18 protein-coding genes and 1 tRNA gene are annotated in these 20883 nt (G+C 67.4%); 3 read left to right on the forward strand and 16 right to left on the reverse strand.

Going from position 1 to position 20883, the window contains the following annotated elements; genetic code table 11:
* Positions 1-134: 134 nt before the first annotated feature.
* The 5 genes from glyA to ACLJRL_RS10375 all read right to left on the reverse strand — a co-directional run bounded on the left by glyA (position 135) and on the right by ACLJRL_RS10375 (position 4955).
* The gene (glyA, locus tag ACLJRL_RS10355; RefSeq protein WP_410655865.1) at positions 135-1403 is read right to left on the reverse strand and encodes a serine hydroxymethyltransferase; all 1269 of its coding nucleotides are present in this window, start codon (positions 1401-1403) and stop codon (positions 135-137) included.
* Between the two features lie 322 nt (positions 1404-1725).
* Positions 1726-2157: an uL11 family ribosomal protein gene (locus ACLJRL_RS10360; protein WP_410655866.1), complete on the reverse strand. Its 432-nt coding sequence runs from the start codon at positions 2155-2157 to the stop codon at positions 1726-1728.
* A gap of 253 nt (positions 2158-2410) precedes the next feature.
* The gene (locus ACLJRL_RS10365) at positions 2411-2932 is read right to left on the reverse strand and encodes a gamma carbonic anhydrase family protein (RefSeq protein ID WP_410655867.1); all 522 of its coding nucleotides are present in this window, start codon (positions 2930-2932) and stop codon (positions 2411-2413) included.
* A gap of 87 nt (positions 2933-3019) precedes the next feature.
* Entirely contained in the window at positions 3020-4246 is a 1227-nt protein-coding gene (locus tag ACLJRL_RS10370) for a M14 family metallopeptidase (RefSeq protein ID WP_410656166.1), read from the reverse strand.
* A gap of 121 nt (positions 4247-4367) precedes the next feature.
* Positions 4368-4955 (reverse strand): TetR/AcrR family transcriptional regulator, encoded by a 588-nt coding sequence (locus tag ACLJRL_RS10375; protein ID WP_410655868.1) that lies wholly within the window; start codon positions 4953-4955, stop codon positions 4368-4370.
* 123 nt (positions 4956-5078) lie between these two features.
* Between ACLJRL_RS10375 and ACLJRL_RS10380 the strand changes: the two genes are divergently transcribed.
* Positions 5079-5540: a GreA/GreB family elongation factor gene (locus ACLJRL_RS10380; RefSeq protein ID WP_410655869.1), complete on the forward strand. Its 462-nt coding sequence runs from the start codon at positions 5079-5081 to the stop codon at positions 5538-5540.
* 55 nt (positions 5541-5595) lie between these two features.
* On the opposite strand, the gene ACLJRL_RS10385 is transcribed toward ACLJRL_RS10380, so the two are convergent.
* The 6 genes from ACLJRL_RS10385 to ACLJRL_RS10410 form a co-directional block, all read right to left on the reverse strand.
* Complete coding sequence (locus ACLJRL_RS10385) at positions 5596-7140, reverse strand: PstS family phosphate ABC transporter substrate-binding protein (protein WP_410655870.1); 1545 nt, start codon at positions 7138-7140, stop codon at positions 5596-5598.
* 73 nt (positions 7141-7213) lie between these two features.
* On the reverse strand, positions 7214-8701 hold the full coding sequence (locus ACLJRL_RS10390; protein WP_410655871.1) for a flavin-containing monooxygenase: 1488 nt from the start codon (positions 8699-8701) through the stop codon (positions 7214-7216).
* Positions 8698-9183, reverse strand: coding sequence for an FAD-dependent oxidoreductase (locus tag ACLJRL_RS10395; protein WP_410655872.1), 486 nt, complete (start codon positions 9181-9183; stop codon positions 8698-8700). The genes ACLJRL_RS10390 and ACLJRL_RS10395 overlap by 4 nt, the downstream gene beginning before the upstream one ends.
* Complete coding sequence (locus tag ACLJRL_RS10400; RefSeq protein ID WP_410655873.1) at positions 9180-10109, reverse strand: ferritin-like domain-containing protein; 930 nt, start codon at positions 10107-10109, stop codon at positions 9180-9182. Before ACLJRL_RS10400 ends, ACLJRL_RS10395 begins: the two co-directional genes overlap by 4 nt.
* Positions 10109-10936: an SDR family NAD(P)-dependent oxidoreductase gene (locus ACLJRL_RS10405; RefSeq protein ID WP_410655874.1), complete on the reverse strand. Its 828-nt coding sequence runs from the start codon at positions 10934-10936 to the stop codon at positions 10109-10111. Before ACLJRL_RS10405 ends, ACLJRL_RS10400 begins: the two co-directional genes overlap by 1 nt.
* Complete coding sequence (locus tag ACLJRL_RS10410; protein ID WP_410655875.1) at positions 10933-11889, reverse strand: alpha/beta hydrolase; 957 nt, start codon at positions 11887-11889, stop codon at positions 10933-10935. The genes ACLJRL_RS10405 and ACLJRL_RS10410 overlap by 4 nt, the downstream gene beginning before the upstream one ends.
* Before the next feature lie 44 nt (positions 11890-11933).
* Between ACLJRL_RS10410 and ACLJRL_RS10415 the strand changes: the two genes are divergently transcribed.
* On the forward strand, positions 11934-12572 hold the full coding sequence (locus tag ACLJRL_RS10415; protein ID WP_410655876.1) for a TetR/AcrR family transcriptional regulator: 639 nt from the start codon (positions 11934-11936) through the stop codon (positions 12570-12572).
* Between the two features lie 325 nt (positions 12573-12897).
* Here the strand turns inward: ACLJRL_RS10415 and ACLJRL_RS10420 are convergent, their stop codons facing one another.
* Both ACLJRL_RS10420 and ACLJRL_RS10425 read right to left on the reverse strand, forming a co-directional pair.
* Positions 12898-14043, reverse strand: a complete 1146-nt coding sequence (locus tag ACLJRL_RS10420; RefSeq protein ID WP_410655877.1) for a TIR domain-containing protein — start codon at positions 14041-14043, stop codon at positions 12898-12900.
* Between the two features lie 572 nt (positions 14044-14615).
* Positions 14616-14689 (reverse strand) — tRNA-Thr (locus ACLJRL_RS10425).
* A 141-nt stretch (positions 14690-14830) separates the two neighbouring features.
* Here ACLJRL_RS10425 and ACLJRL_RS10430 point away from each other — a divergent pair.
* Entirely contained in the window at positions 14831-16510 is a 1680-nt protein-coding gene (locus ACLJRL_RS10430) for a hypothetical protein (RefSeq protein ID WP_410655878.1), read from the forward strand.
* 348 nt (positions 16511-16858) lie between these two features.
* Here the strand turns inward: ACLJRL_RS10430 and ACLJRL_RS10435 are convergent, their stop codons facing one another.
* The 3 genes from ACLJRL_RS10435 to ACLJRL_RS10445 form a co-directional block, all read right to left on the reverse strand.
* Positions 16859-18067 carry a DNA polymerase III subunit delta' gene (locus ACLJRL_RS10435; RefSeq protein WP_410655879.1) on the reverse strand — a complete coding sequence of 403 codons (1209 nt, stop codon included), beginning with the start codon at positions 18065-18067 and terminating at the stop codon, positions 16859-16861.
* On the reverse strand, positions 18064-20118 hold the full coding sequence (locus ACLJRL_RS10440) for a bifunctional MFS transporter/dTMP kinase (protein ID WP_410655880.1): 2055 nt from the start codon (positions 20116-20118) through the stop codon (positions 18064-18066). The genes ACLJRL_RS10435 and ACLJRL_RS10440 overlap by 4 nt, the downstream gene beginning before the upstream one ends.
* Positions 20119-20261: 143 nt before the next feature.
* A complete protein-coding gene (locus tag ACLJRL_RS10445) occupies positions 20262-20876 on the reverse strand; it encodes a hypothetical protein (protein ID WP_410656167.1) in 615 nt (204 codons plus the stop codon).
* Positions 20877-20883 lie beyond the last annotated feature (7 nt).

The raw sequence follows: 20883 nt of genomic DNA on the forward strand, positions 1-20883 counted from the left end.
ATGCGGTGAAGGGCCCCTTCGTCACGTCCAACTCCCGAACCGCAACTAGAGGACTAAACGCGGGGGTGTCAGGCCGAATCGCCACTCACGACCGCCCACGCCGAACCGCAACTAGAGGACTAAACGCGGGGGTGTCAGGCCGAGTAGCCCGGGATCGGGAAGGGCGCGAGGAACTCGCGGATCTCGGCGGCGATGGTGTCCAAAGCGGACGGCTCCTCGGCTGCGGCCGCGGTGATCGTGCGGTCGATCCAGTCCGCGACCTGGACCTGGTGCTCCGGCTTGAGCCCGCGGGTGGTGATCGCGGAGGTGCCGAGCCGGATGCCGGACGGGTCGAACGGCTTGCGCGGGTCGAACGGCACGGTGTTGTAGTTCAGTTCGATCCCGGCCCGGTCCAGTGCCTGCGCGGCCGGCTTGCCCGGCACGTTCTTGCTGGTCAGGTCGATCAGCAGCAGGTGGTTGTCGGTGCCACCGGACACGAGGTCGTAGCCGCGTTCGACGAGCGCCTCCGCCAGCGCCTTGGCGTTGGCGACGATGGCGTGCGCGTAGTCCCGGAACTCGGGCTTCTGCGCCTCGCCGAGCGCCACCGCGATCGCCGCGGTCGTGTGGTTGTGCGGGCCGCCCTGCAGACCGGGGAACACCGCCTTGTCGACGGCCTTCGCGTGGTCGGCGTCGGAAAGGATCATCGCGCCGCGCGGGCCGCGCAACGTCTTGTGCGTGGTCGTGGTGATCACCTGCGCGTGCCCGACCGGCGACGGGTGCGCGCCGCCGGCGACGAGCCCGGCGATATGCGCGATGTCGGCGACGAGGACGGCGTCGACCTCGCGGGCGATCTCCGCGAACGCCGGGAAGTCGATGGTGCGAGGGATGGCCGTGCCGCCGGCGAAGATCAGCTTCGGCCGGTGCTGCAGCGCGAGTTCACGTACCTGGTCGAGGTCGACGCGGCCGGTCTCCTTGCGGACGCCGTAGCGCACCGGGGTGAACCACTTGCCGGTCGCGGAGACGCTCCAGCCGTGCGTGAGGTGCCCGCCGTCCGGCAGCGCCATGCCGAGCACGGTGTCGCCCGGCTTCGCGAAGGCGAGGTACACGGCGAGGTTCGCCGGGGAGCCGGAGTACGGCTGGACGTTGGCGTGGTCGGCGCCGAAGACGGCCTTCGCGCGCTCGATGGCGAGGGTCTCGACCTGGTCGATGAGCTGCTGGCCCTCGTAGTAGCGCTTGCCGGCGTAGCCCTCGGAGTACTTGTTGGTGAGGACGGTGCCGGTCGCTTCAAGGACGGCCTGGGAGACGTAGTTCTCGGACGCGATCAGGCGGATCTTTTCGTGCTGACGCTTCGCCTCGTCCTCGACGAGCCCGGCGATCTGCGGGTCGGTGGCGGCGAGCGCGGACAGTTCTGGCTGGTGTGTCATGGCGTACTCCGGCTCAGGAGTGGCCGTCACCCAGGCGCGCGGTGCTGGCCTGAATTCGCTTCCCGGTGGTGCTCCACCTCATACGGCGCCAGTCGCTGGTGCACACAGAGCCTAGTGCACCCGGCTCGAGCGGGACTCGGCATGCGGACGATGTTCGGCACACCAACGGCGGGTACGCCCCGGACGTCCGATCGCAGCCCGGGCAGGGCGTCACATGTACTACGCGCCAAGCGTTTCCGGCGCGGGAGAGTCGCGGTGCCGCGCCGGTTCCGGCGAGCCACGGGTTCCCTTGCGCAAGGCGGGACGATCACATGCTTGCGCGTCACGGCTCTTCGATCGCGACGCCCATCGAACGGGCCGTGCCCGCGACCGTGCGCATGGCCGCGCCGAGGTCGCCGGTGTTGAGGTCCGGCAGTTTCCGTTCGGCGATCTCGCGCAGCTGTTCCTGGCTGAGCTTTCCGGCGACCTCGTGCCCCGGACGGCCGGATCCCTTGCCTCCCAGGGCCTTCTTGATGAGGAACGACGTCGGCGGGGTCTTCAGCCGGAATTCGAACGAGCGGTCCTCGAACACCGACACGACCACCGGGACGATGTCGCCGCGCTGCGCCGCCGTCGCCGCGTCGTAGGTCTTCTTGAGCTCGACGAGGTTCACGCCGGTCTGACCGAGCATCTTGCCGAGGTCGACGACCGGCGCGTTACCCGCGGCCAGCTCGAGCGTCGCCTGGTACGTCTTCTTCTTGGTCTTCGGTGCCATACGGCCGAAGCTAAGGTCTCCAGTTACTGGAGAGTCAAACTCGATTCGGGGATTACGCGTGATCAGACGCGCCACACGCGTGATCAGACGCGCCACACGCGTGATCAGACGCGCCACACGCGTGATCAGACGCGCCACACGCGTGATTGAGCGGACGACACGGTGATGACGTGGGGCGGAGCCGTGTCGTCCGGCTGATCACGCGAGTTACGCGTCTGATCACGCGAGTTCGCCGTCTGATCACGGGTGTGCGTCAGTCGATCGGCTTGATGCCTTCCGCGTGCCGGCGCGCCAGCTGCTGGTAGATCGCCGCGTTGTGCTCGACCCACATCCTCGCGTTGCCGTCGAGCGGCACGTGTTTCTTCGCGGGGCTGCCCATGGCGACCGTCTCGGGCGGGACGACCATGCCGGGCGTCACCGTGGCACCGGCGGCGACCAGGGCCTTCGCCCCGATCTGCGCCTTGTCGAGCACCGTCGAGCCGTTCCCGATCAGCGCCTGCTCACCGATCGTGCAGTCGTGCACCAGGCACTGATGGCCCACGGTGACGTTCTTGCCGACCTCGGTGACCCCGTCGTTGACGTGGATGACCGAGTTGTCCTGGATGTTGGCGCCCTCGCGGATGACGATCTTCCCGAAGTCGGCGCGCAGTACGGCGCCGTACCAAATGGACGCGCCCTTCTCGACGACGACGTCGCCGATCAGGGTGGCGGTGGGGGCGATCCACGCTTCGGGATCCACCTGGGGACGGTGCCCCTCGAATTCGAACAGCGGCATGCCCGCACCCTATGCCGAATGTCCGTGAAGGACTCCTTCCCTACCTTGAGAGCAGGGAAGGAGTCCTTCACGGAACTTGGCCGCCGGTCAGCCGATGGCGGTGTTCAGCAGGAGGTCCACGGCCCTGTCGTTACGCGTGGTCTCCCGGACGATCACCTCGTCGGGAGGGTAGAAACCGGGGCTGGAACCCCGCGGGTACATCTCGAAGGTGAAGCTCAGGATCTTGTGGGTGCCCCACATCCAGTCGTCGATCGTCCCGTCGGTGATGTACAGGTCGCTCGACTGCTGCGGCGTGTAGCCGTTCGTCGCCGCCAGCTGCCTGCCCAGCTGCTGGAACCGCTGCGCCTCGGCCGCCGTCATGCCCGGTGCGGTGTCGTTGTACGTGAAGCCGAACGGCCACAGGACGAGCTCCGAATAGGTGTGGAAGTCGATGCTCGCCTTGATCTGCTGGACGCCGCCGATCTTCCGCGAGTTCACGAAGTTGGACACGGCCCTGGTCTCCGGGGCGGAGAACGCCGAGGGTCCGCGGTAGGTCTCGCTGCCCGTCGAGCCCGACGAACCGCCGCAGCAGCCCCAGTTGTAGGCCCAGTTGCGGTTGGGATCGGTGCCGTTGCCCTGGCGGTTCTTGCGCCAGTACTTGTAGCTGCCGCCGGAGATGTCGTACTCCGAGCCATCCGGGTTGACGTTCGGGATCACGTAGATCTCGGTGCTGTCGACGAAGCGCTTGATCGCCGGGTCGGACGCGTAGCCCTGGGTGAACCGGTTCACGATCCGCAGGCACATCTCGGTGGTGAGGTGCTCGCGCGCGTGCTGGTTGCAGGTGAAGAGGACTTCGGGCTCGTTCTCGTCGGTCCCGACGTTGTCGCTGATCTTCATCATGTTGAGCGCGCGGCCCTGGTACGAGTTGCCGACGCTGCTCAGCCGCGCGACGGAGCCGTAGTTCGTCTGGGCGTTGCGCAGTTCCGTCCCGACCTCGGCGTAGTTGTGGAAGCCGGAGTCGGACGGCGGGAAGTCGTTGATCGCGTTCGTGCTCACCTCGGGCGAACGGTCGACGACGCCGCGCTGCTCGACCCGGTAGCCGAGCGAGCGGATCTTGGCCGCGTCGATCTCTTCGCCGATGAAGGTGGTCGTGCCGCCCGCGGAGCCGAGGACGTCGACCCCCAGCCGGGAGATCTGGGTGCGCTGCTGCGAAGTGCCGGTCCCGAAGACCTCGTAGATCTGGACCTGCGCCTCTTCGGCCTGCTGGTCGGCGGTCGCCGGACTGGCCGCGACCGGGATGGTGAACGCCGCGACGGCCGCGATCGCCGCGGCCATGCACCGTCTTATGCGCATCGTCGTCTCCTAGCTCTCAGGCAAGGGAAGGGAAAGGCACCTCACCATGGCCGGAGCCGGACGGATCGAACAATCCGTAACGGTACGGATCTAATGCGTATTTCTAGCCGTAGTTCGCGAAACAGAGCGCTTCGATGTCGCCACGCAGCGCGGCGAACGGCCGCCGCCGGACACGTTGCTGGACGATCGCGCCGAGCAGGTAGGACAGCAGTGCCCTCGCCCGCGCCCGCGGGTCCTCGACGTCGAGCGGGGTGAGGAGTTCGGCGAGCAGTTCGGTGATCGACGTCAGCATGACGTCGATGGCCTGAGGGTGCTGCGCGCGGCCGGCCGCGATCCAGTACTCGAACCAGAGGAACGCGGCGTTCGGGTGCTCGGCGAACTCGGCGAGAAACGCCTCGAGCGCGGCGAAGAGCCGCTCGTCCGGGTGATCGTGTTCGTCCGCGATTTTGCGCAAATCGGCCGTGAACGTTGTGATGTGCGCCGCCATCGCGCGGTCGATCAGGACATCGATGTCGGCGAAGTAGTAATGAATCGCACTCTTCGTGAGCGGTCCGGCTTCCGCGATCGCCCGCACGGTGCAGCCGGCGAGACCGTCCCTGGCGAGCACGGCGCGCGCCGCTTCGACGATCTGCTCCTGTTTCTGCAGCTGATTGGGCGAGAGCCGCACACTGCGGCCGGGAACGACGGTCACGAAGATCCTTACACCAAGTAGTCAGGACTGGGGCCCTGAATCCTAGGCCGTGCGTCCCGATCGATCACAGCGGGTGAAAAATCTAGGTGGCTAGCGGCCCTTCTGTAGCGGACAATGCGCGGCATGGTGACCACAGGGGACAACGGGTTCAGCCCGGCCGCGCGCCGTCAGCTGGAGAAGGAACTCGCGGATCTGCGCGCGCAGCGCGACGCGATGGCGCCGATCGTCGGCGAGCAGGAACGAACCGGCGACGCCGCCGATCAGGCGGAAGTGCTGGACCGCGCGGAGGCCGCCGCCTATCTCGACAGGCGCATCTCCGACGTCGCCGCGAAACTCGAGCACGGCGGGCGCACCAAGGGCCTGCTTCCCGACGGCACCACCGTCACCCTCAGGTTCGCCCCCGGCGACGAGGACGAGTTCCACATCGTCACGATCCCGGGTGAGGACTCCGACGCCTTCGCGGTCACTTCGGACAGTCCGCTCGGCCTCGCGCTCGTGGGCGCCAAGGAGGGCGACGACATCAAGTACCGGACTCCGCGCGGCGAAGCCACCGCCACCGTCGTCACCCTGAAGCCGCCTGCCTGACCCTGGCATTCCGTGAAGGCCACCTTGAGGGATTCAGAGTCCCTCAAGGTGGCCTTCACGTACCTGGGCGGCACAGGACCGGATTCGCCAGCTCGGCGCAGGGCCGGTGCCCGTGCGAGCGGACGATGTCCTTGCCGACCTGGTTGGTCAGGTAGCGCAGGAAGCTCGCGGCGAGCGAGTCGGCCTTCGGCTCTCCGAAGGTGTACGCGTACTCGGTCTCCCAGAGCGGATACGCCGCGTGGACCGCGCCCTCCAGCGTCGCCTGGTGGCCGTCGATCCGGACCGGCAGCACGTCCTGGCGTTTCGTCGCCGCACCCAGTTCGCTGTAGCCGAGCGCGCCCGGCACCCGCGCGATCGCGTCGAGGACGTCGTTCGTGGACGGCCTCGCGCAGCGCACGACACCCGGTGCCGCTCCCGGCGCCTGTTTGAGGCAGTCGTCGGAGTTGTCGCCCGGTTCCCGCTTGCCTTCGAGGATCCGGACCTCGAACGTCCGCCGCGTGCCGGAGTCGGAATGCCGGTCGACGAGCCGGACCGGCAGGTCCTTGCCGCCGATGTCCTTCCAGTTCGCGATCTTCCCGTCGTAGACGTCCCGGATCTGCGCGAGCGACAGGTCCTGGACGCCGGATTCCTTGTTGACCACCAGCGTGAACAGCGAGAACGCGACCGGACGCGGCAGCAGTCGCGGGAAGCCCTCCCCCTTCGCGCCGTCGGAGAACGCCAGCACGCCGGGGTTCTCGTCCTTCTGCCCGGCCTGGTTCAGGCTGCCGAGCCCTTCCGCGCTGCCCCGGCTGTCGAAGGTGAACGACGTGCCCGGACACGTCTTCGCGTACGAGGACGTCGCTTCCTTCAGCACCGGAGCGAACGCCGTCGACCCGGTGATCACGAGCTGGCCGGACGCGCAGTCCAGCGGAGGCGGCTTCGCGTCGAAGAGCAGCGAGCGGGTCAGCTGGAAGATGCTGACGACCACGAGAAAGCAGATGAGCGCGATCACCGATCCGGTCGGCCCGGTGCGGCTCGTGGTCTCGCGGAGGCTGCCGCCCTTGATCTCGCCGACGACCTGAGGATCGTCGAACTCGTCGGTCGTGCCGTTGGGAACCCGGTCGAGCACGGCGAGGATCTTGTAGTGCGCGCCGCGGTTCAGGGGCACCCTCGGCAGGTCGATCACCCCGACCGGCCGCTCGGGATTCTCGTCGCGCGCGCCGAAACCCGAGTCGTCGCCGAAGCATTCGTGCAGATGCGACGAGCTGAGTTCGGTCACCACCATCCCGGCGACGGTGCGGCCGGGGAACTTCACGCGGACGCCGACGCGGTCGTTCTCGTTGACCGCGTAGTCGTCGGTGTCGATGTCGGTGGTGCCGCTGTTCTCGATGCGCAGCAGCACGAACGACGGGTCGACGAGCCGGTCGCCGTTCTCGTGCTGCAACTGCGCCAGCGCGTCGGCCGAGGGCGCGAAACCGCGCTCGGACGCCGTCGGGGTGTCCATCTGCACGCGGTAGCCGAGCCGTTTCCGGCCGCCGAGCGCGAACTCCCACAGGAACGCGGCGGCCGGGACGACGATCCCGACCACCGCGAGCAGGACGTCCCAGGGAAAGCCTTCCAAGACCAGCCTCCACGTCGGTGGAAACCGAACGTAAGGCCCGTCGTGGCGTCGCCGGGCGGACTTCAGCCAGTGTTCACCGGCCGGCCGCGAAGGCGTAGTCGTCGAGGTCGAAGAACCGGCTCGTCACCATGGTCTCCAGCGTCGGCGACGCCCGGAAGGGCACATCGCCGTTGACGTCGAAGTAGTAGCTGTTCGCCAGCGAGCAGCTGTCCTGGAAGAACACCTGGTGCTTGCGGCGGTCCAGCATGGACCGGAAGTACCGGTCGTTGGCCGCCTGGGTGACCTCGACGCGGGTGGAGCCGGTCTTGCGCGCGTTGTTCAGGCACCGCACGATATGCGCGGTCTGGGTCTCGATCAGGTTGAAGTACGACGAACCGTTGTAGCCGTACGGCCCGAGGATGGTGAACAGGTTCGGGAAGCCGGGCACGCTCACGCCCTGGTAGGCCTGGAACCGGTTCTCCGCCCAGAACTTCTCCAGATCGGCGCCGTCGGCCCCGCGCACGGTGAACGCGGGCATGTTGCCCTTCTCGAACACCTTGAACCCGGTCGCCAGCACCAAGACGTCGGCCGCGTGCTCGGTGCCGTCGACGGTGCGGACGCCGGTCTCGGTGATCGTGTCGATGCTCGTGGTCTCCAGCGTGACGTCGTCCCGGTTGAACGTCTGCAGGTACTCGTTGGAGAAGCTCGGGCGCTTGCAGCCCAGCGCATAACGCGGGGTGAGCTTCTCGCGCGTTTCGGGATCCTTGACCGCGCGGCGCAGATGGGCCCGCCCGATCCGCTCGCCCGCACCCGCCGTCGGCAGGAGTTTGTGGAAATGCGCGGCCAGCGGGAAGGTCAGCTCGACGAGGGCCTGGCTGGCCAGGCGCGAAAGCCGTTTCGCCCCGGGCAGCCGCCGCAGCGCCACCCTCGCCGCCCCCGGCAGCGCGGCGTCCGGTTTGGGCAGGCACCAGATCGGCGTCCGCTGGAACACCGTGAGGTGCCCGGCGTCCGGCGCGATGGACGGGATGACCTGCACGGCCGAGGCCCCGGTCCCGACGACGGCGACGCGTTTGCCGCGCAGATCGACGCTGTGGTCCCAGCGGGCGGTGTGCATGATCGTGCCGCGAAAGCCGGCCAGCCCGGCGATGTCCGGTGGCTTCGGCTGGGTGAGCACACCGGTGGCGCCCACGACGAACCTCGCGGTCATCGACCAGCCGTCGGCGGTGTCGAGCCGCCACAGATGCGTTTCGTCGTCGAAAGTCGCGGCGACGACCTTGGCGCCGAGGCGGGTACGGCGGCGGATGTCGTACTTGTCGACGCAGTATTCGGCGTAGGCCTTGAGTTCGCGGCCCGGCGCGTAGACCCGCGACCAGCCGGAGATCTGCTCGAAGGAGAACTGATAGCTGAACGACGGGATGTCGACGGCGACGCCGGGGTAGGTGTTCCAGTGCCACGCGCCGCCGACGCCGTCGCCCTCCTCCAGCATGAGGAAGTCGTCGAAACCGGCCTTCCGCAACAGGATCGCGGCGCCGATACCGGAGAAACCGCCGCCGATGATCGCGATCTCGTGGTCGGGGGTCATACGGGACGTCCTTCCGGAGCGAAGAGCGAACTGGCGCCGAGCACGACGACGTCGGCGCGGTGCTCGATGCCTTCGGCGGTGCGAATTCCGTGGGGTGCGAAGGCGTAGACGGGCCAGGTGATGAGTTTGCAGCCGGGCCGCCGCAGGGCGCCGTAGTAGCCGAGGCCCGGCGCGGTCTTCCGCGAACCGAACCGGCGGTCCGGCGTCAGCAGCCTGCGCAGCCACGGATCCTTCACCTGCCACCGCAGGAAGACCCGGGCGACGGCGACGCCCACCACGGTCGGACCGGGAACGGGCATCGGCACCACCCAGTCCGGCTCCTCCTGGAACACCTTCACCGAAAGCGCCGTGGCCACCACTTCGGGCACGATCTGCGCGGCCTCACGGCCCGGTGCGACGACGGCGACCCGCTGCCCGGCGAAGTCGTGGCCGAACCACTCGGTCCCGCGCAGCACCTCGCCCTCGAACCGGCCGAGCATCATGACGCGACCGGCTCGTGGGTGATCTCCTCGGTCCACGACTGCGGTTTGCCCAGCAGCCGCGCGGGAATCAGGCGGGTCACCTTGACCATCGGGTCGGCGAGGAACCGGTGGTAGACATGCGAGCGGTCGACGATCATCGACGCCTGCGCCTTGAGCACGTGATAGGCCGGGATGCGTTTGGTGAACTCGCCGCGGCCGCCGATGGTGGAGAACCGTTTGACCGCGTTGTACAGCTTCTTCTCCGGCAGGCCCATCGCCACGATGTTGTCCCGCATCCGGTTGATCAGCGGCACGAACACCACGATCAGGCCCAGCACGATCTGCGGTTTGAGCGAGCCGAGGGATTCGGTGAGCAGCTTGTGCGTGGAGCCGGCACCGATCAGTTCCAGCACCTCGAAATCCGCCGCGATATGCCGGGACTCGTCGGAGTTGATATGCCGGAACACCTGATGGCACACCGGATCGGAGACCTCGTCGAGCAGGAACTTCACCAGCGCCCCGTCCAGCGCGCACTCCAGCAGCGGGATGAGCGTGGCCAACGCCGTCAGCGGCAACGTGTCGCCGTAGTCGTCGAGCACCTTGATGGCCAGCTTGACGTTGATGTTCGGCTCGGGCATCGAACCGTTCTCGTCGAGCATCCCCCAGCGCTTCATCAACGCCAGTTCGGCGTTGGCGTGCTTCTGTTCCTCGGCGTGGAAGTACCGGTAGATCTCCTGGATCACCGGCGTCGGCGCCTTCTTGGCCAGCGAGGCGAACCCGCGGGCGCCGACGTGCTCGATCCACACCAGATCGGCCATGAACGGCCGCATCTTGGCCCGCAGTTCGTCGGTCATCGTCTCGGCGCCGGGCGCGTCCCAGTCGATGTCGGCCAGCGACCACTGCTTGTCCTTGATGGTCTGGAGCATCGCGGCGAAGTCGTAGGACATCACTTCTCCTTGTCGGCGGGCAGGAACCGGCCGAGGAGACCGGCGATCCGCGTGTACGGAACGGGCACGAAACGCTTGGCGTGCCAGAGAAGCTGAGCGTCGGGCTGCGGCACCACGTAAAGCCGCCCGCGATCGTGGGCGTCGAGGGTCATCCGCGCGACGCGCTCCGGGGAGAATCCGACCAGGTCGGAGATCCGCCGGGCGAGCCCGCTCGCGGCGGCGTCGATGAGTTCGCCGCCGAAGATGTTGGTGCGAACGAAGGTCGGGCACAGCACGGTGACCGCGACACCGGTGCCGGACAGCTCGGCGGCCAAGGTTTCCGAGAGGCTGACGACCCCGGCCTTGCTCACGTTGTAGGCGGCCATCATCGGCGCGGCGGTGAATCCGGCGGCCGAAGCGACGTTGATGACACCGCCCGCCTTCGCCGCGCGCATGGCGGGCAGGAAGGTGTGGCATCCGTGGATCACGCCCCAGAGGTTCACGCCGAGGGTCCGCTGCCAGTCGCCCAGCGGGCTCTCCCCGACGAGCTTGCCGCCGGCGCCGATCCCCGCGTTGTTGACCACGAGATCGGGATCGCGGCCGAGCCACGAGCGAGCCTGGTTCGCGAGTTCGGCGACCTCGTCCACAGTGGACACATCGCAGGCGACGGCGACCGCCTCACCACCGTCCTTTTTGAGCATCACGGCGGTTTCCTCGGCGGTGTCGAGGTCGATGTCGGCGCAGACGACGCGGCTGCCGCGACGAGCGAGCTCGGCCGCCATCGCCCGGCCGATCCCGCTTCCGGCGCCGGTGACGACGGCGTGCGCGCCTCGGGTTCGCTTGGTCACGAAGCCTCCCTCTTGATGACATCGGCGACATCGGCGACGGCCAGGTGCTCGGTGAGGAACCGGCAGGCGCGGTCCATCGCCGGCCCCGCTTCGGGAATGAACCGGGTCAGTGCCTGGAAGACGTGCATCTGGCCGGGGACGACGTCCAGTTCGCAGAGCGCTCCCGTCCGGCGCAGCGCCCTGGCCAGTTCGATGGCGTCCGCGGCGAGCATTTCCCGGCCACCGGCCTGGATGAGCGTGGGCGGGAAGCCGTCGAGGTCGTCGAAAGCGAAGCGCAGCCGAGCGGATTCGAGGTCGGCGTCCACTGTGTACAGACCGACGAGCTTGGCGGCCGCGGCGGCGGAGATCATCGGGTCCCGGCGCATGCGTTCGCGCTCGGCCGCCAGGGAGAACGTCACGTCGAACAGCGGCGAGAACAGGGCCAGCGCGGCAGGCGGGACCCGGCGCTCCCGGATCAGTTGCGCGGCGAGGTCGACGGCCAGATGCCCGCCCGCGGAGTCGCCCGCGACCAGGATCCGTTGATATCTCTGCTCGACGAGCCGGTCGTACGCCGCGCGGACGTCGTCGGCGGCGTTCGGGAACCGATGCCGGGGCGCGAGCCGGTACTCGCAGGCGAAAACCGGCAGCCCGGTGCCTGCGGAAACCCGCGTCGTCAGCCCACGGTGGGTCTGGACCGAGCAGAGCGCGTAGCCGCTGCCGTGGATGTAGAGGACGACGGCGTCACTGTCGCCGACCTCGGGACCGTGAACCCATTCGCCACGGACGCCGGGCTCGATCCGGCTGCCTTTGAGCGGCGGCGACGCCAGCCACAGACTGCTCGCGATGAACCGGCGGGAGAACGCGATTCCGGCCCGGTTGGCCGGGATCGCCGTGGTGATCGGCCGCACGAAGGCGGACGTCAGCGCGGCGGCCACCCCGCTCCGGATGAGGCGCAGGCCATTCTGCGGTCGCATGCCCTCAGAATGAATCTGAAGGCAGTTGCTGTCAAGATGGAGGGGTGACCGCGTCCCGCCGCTACAGCGGCAAAACCGCAGACCAGCGCCGAGTGGAACGCCGGAGCGCCCTGCTCGGCGCCGCCACGGACATCTGGCAGGAACAAGGCTGGGCCGCGGTCACCATGCGCGGCGTCTGCGCGCGGGCGAACCTCACCGACCGGTACTTCTACGAGAGCTTCACCAACCGCGACGAACTGCTCGCGATCGCGTGGGAACAGGTTCGCGACGAGACGCTGCGGATGCTCCTGGACGCCGTCGCCGAGCAGATCGAACGGCCGGCGCTGGACCAGCTCCGCGCCGCCCTCGATGTCGTCGTGCACCACATCCAGGAAGAACCCGCGCGGGCGCAGATCCTGTTCGGCGACCACTCCGGCAGCGCCGTACTGGAGCAGCTCCGGCGGCAGACCGTCCAGGAGACCACCGGCCTGCTCATCGAACTGGCGCGGCCGCATCTGAAGGCCGATGTGGACGATCTGGAGTTCCGGGTCAACGTCCTGCTGGGCATCGGCGGATTCGTGGAGACCATGCTCGCCTGGCGCTCCGGACTGCTCGAAGCCGACGCGGACACCCTCGTCGATCACCTGATGGGAGTGGGCACTTCGCTGTCCCGGATGTTCCTTCGCAGCGACCCCAACGGGTGAATTTCGCGCGGTGTTCTCACCAGCTCGATGGCCGGGACCGGAAACGGATCAGGGCCCATCCGAAGTGTTCCGGATGGGCCCTGACCTGCGGAGCCGCCTAGGGGAATCGAACCCCTGACCTATTCATTACTTGTTGACCTTGATCAACAAGTCCATGCCCAGCACGTTTACGTCTCCGATCGTCCACGGATGTCCTCACCCAGATTGTCGCTCACCGAGGACTGAAAGTGGCTGAAACAGCGCCAGGTGGAGGATTCCACCGCTTACCGCCGTTCAGCCTCCTTTAACACTGCGACGGCGCAAGCCGCGAGAAATCGCGGTCCAACTACCGGGTTACGTCGTCATCGGGTGCCCAACTTGCTACCGTGCGAGCCGCGTCGCTCAGCATCTTGATTCCGCGATTGGCAGGCCGCAAAGAACGCCGCAGAACAGTGCTAATGTTCTCAACACTTGCAATCAACGTCGCAACGTCGTCCAATTGATCTGCGACCGCTGCAACCTCACGAAGATTCCCAGTTTCAGCATTGAGTTGCGCGCGGAATTGCGCCATTATTCTTTCGTCTTGCTCAGAGTTCACAATCGTTTTGTACCGCTTGTAGAAAGAGTCCGCCTCGAGCACGATACGTTGTGCCTCACTGGCAGAACTCACAAAGTCGACCGTAGGCTCCTCGATCGCCCTAGCCATATTGAGGATTGTCGCCTTATATAAAGTTGGGTTATCGCCAGACGACTTTGCCCTGTCACCGTACTCTGCCAATAAGGCAGAAAGAGACATAAAATCTGCCACTGCCCGCTCCACCGCGGCCTGGACCAACGGGACAAGTGGCTCAAACTCTTCTGCAATCTCAATGAGCCCGGGAGATTCCATCTCTCCTGATAACGGAACAACAGGAGAACCCGAGGGATCGTACCCACTAGCCCGAAGTTCATTCTGCAGTATCGCCGGAAGCTGCTCCTCGACCCGCCGTTCGGCATCGATCAGCTTTCCCGTAAGCCTGCGTATTCCCGAGATCCACGCCTCACCATCTCGCGAGCTGGGCCATATATCTTCGAAAGACTCATAGTTGGCCTTAGCGATAATTCGAACCAACTCGTCTTCGTGGTCGACTTGAATTTTATTTCTTCCGGTTATAATAATCGGAAGAATCAATCCTTTCAGGCCGCGCGACTGGCAAAGTTGATAAAAGGAAAGGAGTTCATCTCTGCACGCATCACTCTTGAAGTAGTTCGGGGTAATCAGTGGAATAAAGAACACCGTCCTTCTGATTCCATAACCGAGCGCACCCTCCCAGTTTTCACCCCAACCGATCGTGTCAGTATCCTGAAAAATCTTGAGCTGATCACCTGTTTCAAGTGCGTACATGCCGATTAGATCCTCTCGGATCTCGCTCAGCTTCCCCTTGGTCGAGGCGTCGTCCTTACGAACGTAGCTCCAGAAACCGGACGTCCACTCTTCAGACAGGTCGGGCATAGGTACTCCTAAGGTGGCCTGCCACCGGGTCGGGTCGACAGGTAGCCCTTAGAAACGCTCGCCGTTGCCGTCGTGTTACAACCCTGCAACTCCATTCAGGCCAGGTGGCCGCGCAACGACTAGACATGAGTAGCCGGATGGCCCGCCGACAGCGACTGGCACGAGAAGGGTTGGTGTTCGCGACCAACGTCGGCCCCGAGCGAGACGTCAACAACGTCCAGCGGGGCTTCCTCCAGGTGATCAAGGCGGCCTGCTTAGCCCGCCCTGGTGGGCTCCTTCGGGAACTGCGACACAGCCTCGAATCGATCCGGCCAGGCGGCGGGCTGGCGATGGAGGAGATCTCCCGGCTGGCCGAGCACTGCAGCACCGTCCGTGACGGAGTTGATCTACCGGAAGCAGAACCGGCCGGTGATCGAGTCGGGCGCGACGGCGCTGGACCACCATCCCCCGGAACGGGTGAACTTTGCCGAACTTTCCGGACCTGAGGATCAGGCGGCTTGGCCACCCACTTAGTCACTCACCAGACGAGTCAGGGCCCATCCGAAGTGTTCCGGATGGGCCCTGACCTGCGGAGCCGCCTAGGGGAATCGAACCCCTGACCTATTCATTACGAGTGAATCGCTCTGGCCGACTGAGCTAAGGCGGCAGACACCGGGCTCGCACCCGATGACGCGGCCAAGTGTAGCGGAGGGGTTGAACGTCACCTTCTCCGGCCACCGTCGTTAGTGTCCTATGACGCCGGTCTCAGTCCCCCAAGATCGGCCCATCCCCACTGGAGGACCTGTTCATGCGGCAACGAATGCCCCGTGTGCTGGCGCTTCCGGCCGCCGCGGCTCTGCTCCTGCTGACCGCGGTACCGGCGACGGCCCAGAACATCCCGACCACGCCGATTCCCGATCCGGCCAATCCGGGACAGCCGCCGATGTCGGCGCCGATCGGACCGCAGCCGCTCGGCCGCGCGGTGGGCGACGCGGGGGCCGCGCTCGGAGTGCTGCGGCTGCTGCCCAACGCCGTTCCGACCAGCGCCATCCTTCCCGGCGTGAGCGACCAGCTGCCGAAGCAGTCCGCGGTCGAAGCCGGCATGGGGCTTTCCAGTGCCCAGGCCAACTCCGAGGCCTACCTGAGCTACGAACGGTCGATCGCGCAGTCGTCGCCGTTCGGCCTGTCCGCCGCGGGTAACGCGCCGCAGACGCCGGGCAGCCTCGTGCAGACGGCGTTGCCGGACAATCCGAAGCCGATCAGCGGCGGCCTCAACGCGCCGAAGAACCCGCTGTTCAACCTCGGTCTGCTGAACGGTGAAGCGCACGCGCGCTGGAGCCCGACGCTGGGGCCGTGCGTCGGCACGATCGCCGACTCGAGTACCTCCATCGCGAACCTCGCGCTGCTGCCGACCATCCCGAACATCCCGGGCGCGGAGCAGCTGACCGCGGCGAGCGACCAGCTCAAGGCCGGTCTGTCCGGGCTGCCCGGACCGCTGGCGAACCTGGGCGGACTGCTTTCGGGCACCAGCACCAGCGGCGACGGCAAGGGCGCCGTGCTGAGCCTGCCGAACACGCTGTCGTCGCGTTCGACCGTGCGGCTGGTGGACATCCCCGGTTCGAAGAACAAGGCCGTCGAATCGACGTCGACCCTCCAAGCCGCCAGCATCGAACTGCTCAAGGGCACGCCGCTGGGCCTGACGATCAAGGTCGCCAGCCAGCCGACGCTGCGGGTCACCTCGACCGGCGACAAGAAGACGTCGAAGGTCGAGTACACCGCGCCGGTGCTGCAGATCGTCCGCGGCGACAAGGTGCTGTTCACCCTCGACGCGAACAACCCGGCCAAGGACATCCCGATCGGCATCCCGCTGCCGTCGCTCAAGCAGACCCCCGGTTTCGAGCAGCTGAAGAACGTGCCGGTCATCGGCGGGCTCGCGGAGATGCTGGACGGCGCCACGAAGCAGCTTCCCGGCGGTGAGGCCGGGAACGGGCTCACCCTCGACCTCGGGGTGCTGAAGCTGTCGATCGCCGGGCTGAACCAGAAGTCGAGCGACATGACTTCGCCGTTCAAGGGCTTCCAGATGGGTGCCTCCGCGCGACTGCTGGATCTGCAGATCCTGCCGACCACCGCGCTGCAGAAGGCGCTCCCGCCGGAGGCCGCCAAGAAGCTGCCGTCGTCGCTGGCGCAGGTTTCGCTCGGCGAGCAGATCGCCCGCGCGTACGCCCCCACCGGCGGTGTCGAGTGCGGCACGGTGACCCCGCCGCCCGCGGGCTACAACGGTGGCGCGGCGCCGAAGAGCCCGGTCAAGAACCTGGCCTACACCAACGGCGCGTACGACACTGTTCCGATGTTCTGGAGCGGGACCGCGATGCTGCTGCTCGGCGTGGTCCTGGTGGCCGCGCTGCCCGGACGGCGCCGGCTCTCGGTGGTGGCGATTCCGGTCGCGAAGGACGACGACTTCAAGCCGTCGCCGCGGCCGCGGACCTAGACGGGGCGAGGAGGGTGATGAACGGTCCTTTCGCGCCTTGCCCCCGCGTGGGAGGCCCGTTCGTACTCGGCTCGCTTGAGCTTTAGCGGTTGGTGTCATGAAAGGGTCTTTCAGGACGTTTTTCGTCCTGAAAGACCCTTTCATGACGTTCGGCGTCCCTCACCCCTGGCGCATGACCCGAATCCGCTTCACTTACCCACAGGAGTTGTCCACAACGGCCCCTACCTGTGGACAACTCCCGTGACCAGCACTTTTCGCCCGCTCACCCGGGTAAACTGGGCTCGGGGACGCCCCCCTGGGACGGGCGGGGGGCTGGGCTGGGGCGGATTCGGCGAGGATCGGGGCGGATCAGCCTTGGCGCAGGGTGGTGACCATGGCTTCGACGGCGATCCGCGGTTTCACGTTCAGGTCGATCGCCTCGCGGCATTCCAGGACGGCTTCGAGGCGGCGCAGGATCGAGTCCGGCGCCCATGCCGTGGCGGCGGAGGCGATTTCCGAGGCGTGGTCGGGGTGGTTCAGCGTCGCGCCCGAGCGGGCCGCGGTCACGAGCACGTCCCGGTAGAACGCGGCGAGGTCCACCAGCGCGAGGTCCAGTGAGTCGCGCTGGGTCCTGGTCGCGCGGGACTTCTGGCGTTTCTCAAGCTGTTTCACCGCGGCTTCGGCGGACCGTTTCGCGCCCGCGACACCCTTTCCGATGCCGTCGCCGCCCATGGCGGTGCGAAGTTCGGAGCGCTCGCCCTCGTCGCGGACCTTGCTTTCCTCGCCCGCGTCGGCCTCCGCCGCGCTGATCAGCTGATCCGCGCTGGTGAAGACGTCCGATGGGCGGCGAAGATTCGTCGGGATCCGCAGCACGGTGGCGCGACGCTGCCGGGCGGCCTCGTCGGTGGCGAGCCTCAGCGCACGGCCGACGTGTCCACCGCAGACGGACGCCGCCCACCGCGCACGCTCGGGTTCGATGCCGTCCCGCTCCACCAGCACCTGCGAGATCGCTTCGGGCGGCGGCGTCCGCAGGGTGACCAGACGGCACCGCGAACGAATCGTCACCGAGACGTCGTCCGGGTGATCGGACGGCGCGCACAACAGGAAAACCGTACGGTCCGGCGGTTCTTCGACGGCCTTCAGCAGCGCATTCGACGCGCCTTCGGTCAGCCTGTCGGCGTCCTCGATGATCACCACCTGCCATCGCCCGCTGGTCGGGCGGCGGGCCGCGGTCTGGACCAGCGAACGCATGTCGGCGACGGAGATCGACAGCCCTTCCGGCGCGACGAGCCGGACGTCGGCGTGGGTGCCGGCGAGCACCGTGCGACAACCGGGGCATTCGCCGCATCCGGTGCCGGTACTGCATTCCAACGCCGCCGCGAAGATCCGGGCGGCGGTCGCGCTGCCCGACCCGCGCGGCCCTGTGACCAGCCACGCGTGGGTCATCGCCCCGGGTGCGACAGGCTGGTTCTCGATGATCCTCGCGGCCGCCGTCGACGCCGTGGAAAGCGTGCGCGCGGCGGGCTCCTGGCCGACGAGCTGCTTCCAGACACCGATCAGCGCAGGGGCTTCCGTCATCTCGCCTCGACCTTTTCCTCCGTCGGCGCGAGCCCGGCGAGCCTGCCGACGAGCACCGCGCGGATCGCGGTCCGCACCCGCTCGCTGATCTCGTCCTCGGTGCCGTCCGCGTCGACCACCACGTACCGGTCCGGGTCCGCGGCGGCCATTTCCGTGAGCAGATGCTGCACACGCCACTGCGCGTCCAGCGACTCCGACTTCCGCATCACCGTGCCGGGATCGGCGTCGAGCAGGACGGTGATGTCGGGCCGCAGCCGTCCGGTCGCCCAGTCGGCGAGCCCTTCGAGTTCTTGGCTGTCCAGCCCGGCGACCGCGGACAAGTGCGCCAGCGGCGAATCCACGAACCGTTCCATCACCACGACGGAACCGGCGTCGAGCGCGGGCTGGACGTCCCGTTCGACGATGTCCGCCCGCACCGCGGCGGCGGCGAGCGCCTGCGCCCGCGCACCGGACAGCGAAGCACCGGAGATCAGCTTCGCGAGCCTCTCGTCGTCCAGCGCCGGGTCGGCGGCCAGCACGACGGGACGTGTCCCCCCGCCCAGCCATTCGGCCAGCCGCGCGGCCTGGGTCTCGGTGTTGATGGCCCTCGTCCCCTCGAGCGCGATCAACAGGCCGTTGACGCGACGCGGGCTGCGGCGCAGCGCGTTGCGGAGGTCGGCGAGAATCGGCTCGGCGCGCCTGTCGTCCATCTGCCGGTAGGCGATGATCCCGGCGAGCAGCGCGAGGACACCGCCGCCGATCATGACCGGCCGGGTGCCGTCGATCTTGATCAGGCTGCCCCACACGACGATCTCTCGCTGCTGGACGGCGCTGATCACCACCGGGACCAGGATCGTCGAGCCGAACAGCACGATCTTCATCAACGACTGGTAGATCGCGTTGATCCGGCCGCGGATGGCGTCCTCGATCCGCGAACCGATGATCGTCACACCGGTCAGGAACGCCGTTCCGGCCCAGACACCGACCGCGGCCACCGCGACCAGCGAAACGGCCAGATGTGGAGACAACGCGACGACGATCAGGCACAGACCGGCGGCGACGATCGAGATGCCGAACAGCCTGTCGTGCGCGAGCCGCCGAGCGAGTTTCGGGGCCACGGCCATACCGGTGGCGAGCCCGAGGAAGACGGAGAGAACGAGGAGGTTGAACGCCGCGTCGCCGGCGCCCAAGCTCGACGAGTACGGCTTGGCCGAGCCGATCACCGCGCCGCCGGCGGCGAACGCGCCGAACGCGCCGATCATCAGGCCGCGCACCAGTGGCGTCGTCCGGACGAAGCGGGCGCCGTCGGAGATCATCTGGCGGAAGCCGAATTTCTCCTCGTCGGCCTGCTTGACCTTCGGTTTCTCGACCGAGTGGACATTGCGCAAGGAGAGTTCGGGGATCCGGGTGGCGATCACGATCGCGCTGGTCAGGTACAGCAGGCCGGTGATGACGACGGCGATCTTCGCGATGCCGAGCTGGGCGTCGCCCTCGAAGAAGTGGAACGTGGTGTTACTGCCGGTGAGCACGGCGTTCGCCCCGGCCGCGGTGACCACCGCGAGGCCGTAGGTCATCACCATGCCGAGCTGGTTGGCCGTCTCGACCTGGTCCGGACGGCGCAGCAGGTTCGGCACCGCCGCGTCCTTCGACGGGATCCACATCATCGAGCAGCAGCCGACCAGGAAGTTCCCGACGAACACCCACCACGGCGTGCCGACGAAGGCGATCGACAGCAGGAACCCGCACCGGCCGAGGTCGCAGAGCACCATCACCTTGCGCCGGTCGAACCGGTCGGCCAGCAGCCCGCCGATCGGGGCGAACAGCAGGCCGGGCAGCAGCGATGTCAGCACGACACCGACGAACGCGAAGTTCTGCGCGGCGTAGTTGTCGGTCAGTTTGGTGACCAGACCGGTCAAGGTCAGCAGGTTCAGCCAGTCCGCGACGCTGCACAGATAGGTGACACCCCAGAGGCGGCGGAACGGCTTGATCGCCAGCACCCGCCGCGCGCGATGAATGGTGGAGGCGTCACGGCCCGTCGATCCACTGGTGCCCGCTTCGGGCACCGACTGCACGCCCTCGCTGATACGCCCACCCCACTAGTCACGCGGCGCCGGGCGACCCGGGTGTACGCCGAGGCCCCCGACCGTAGGGCCAGGGTATCCCGATGGGTGACGTGAGGGCGGACGGGCCCGTCCCGGCGCTACCGCCGGACGGGTTACCCGAACAGTCCCGAAACGCTGTTGAACAGGCTGGCCAGCAGCTGAATGGCCAGGACCGCGAAAACGATCATCAAGCTGATCGCGATCATCACGCCCGTGGTGTTCGAGGACGGCTTACCGAGCTTCGGGAACTGCATCGCGGTCTTCGCGCGGCGCACCTCGACCTCGGCCTCTTCGTCGACCTCGAGCGGTTCTTCCTGCCTCGCGCGGCGAGGCTGGCGAAGCAGCTGTGGCGGCCTCGACGGCCAGGTGCGCTGTTGGGGCAGCATCCCGATCGGAGGAGTGCCCTGGTCACCCACGGTGCTGACGATCTTTGTCGGCGAGAACTCCACCGGCTGATCCGTGCCCGGGGTTCGGGCCGGCTGGTCTTCCGCCAGCATGGCGGCGTTGACCATGCGGCTCACGACCTCGGGGTCGTGCTGGACCGGCCCGGGGATCTCCAGGTGATGTTCTTCGGACCCGGGCGGCGAGATCGTTTGGCCCGGCGCACCCGCCGTGACCAGCCCCGACAACGGATCGGCAAAGGTATCGCTCGGAATATCGGCCTGAGTACCGTCGCCTTTCACTGAATCGGGGGCATCGAAGAAGAGCGCTTCACCGTTCCCGCTCATGGTGACC

The sequence above is a fragment of the Amycolatopsis sp. lyj-112 genome, assembly GCF_046549055.1.
Classification (GTDB): Bacteria; Actinomycetota; Actinomycetes; order Mycobacteriales; family Pseudonocardiaceae; genus Amycolatopsis.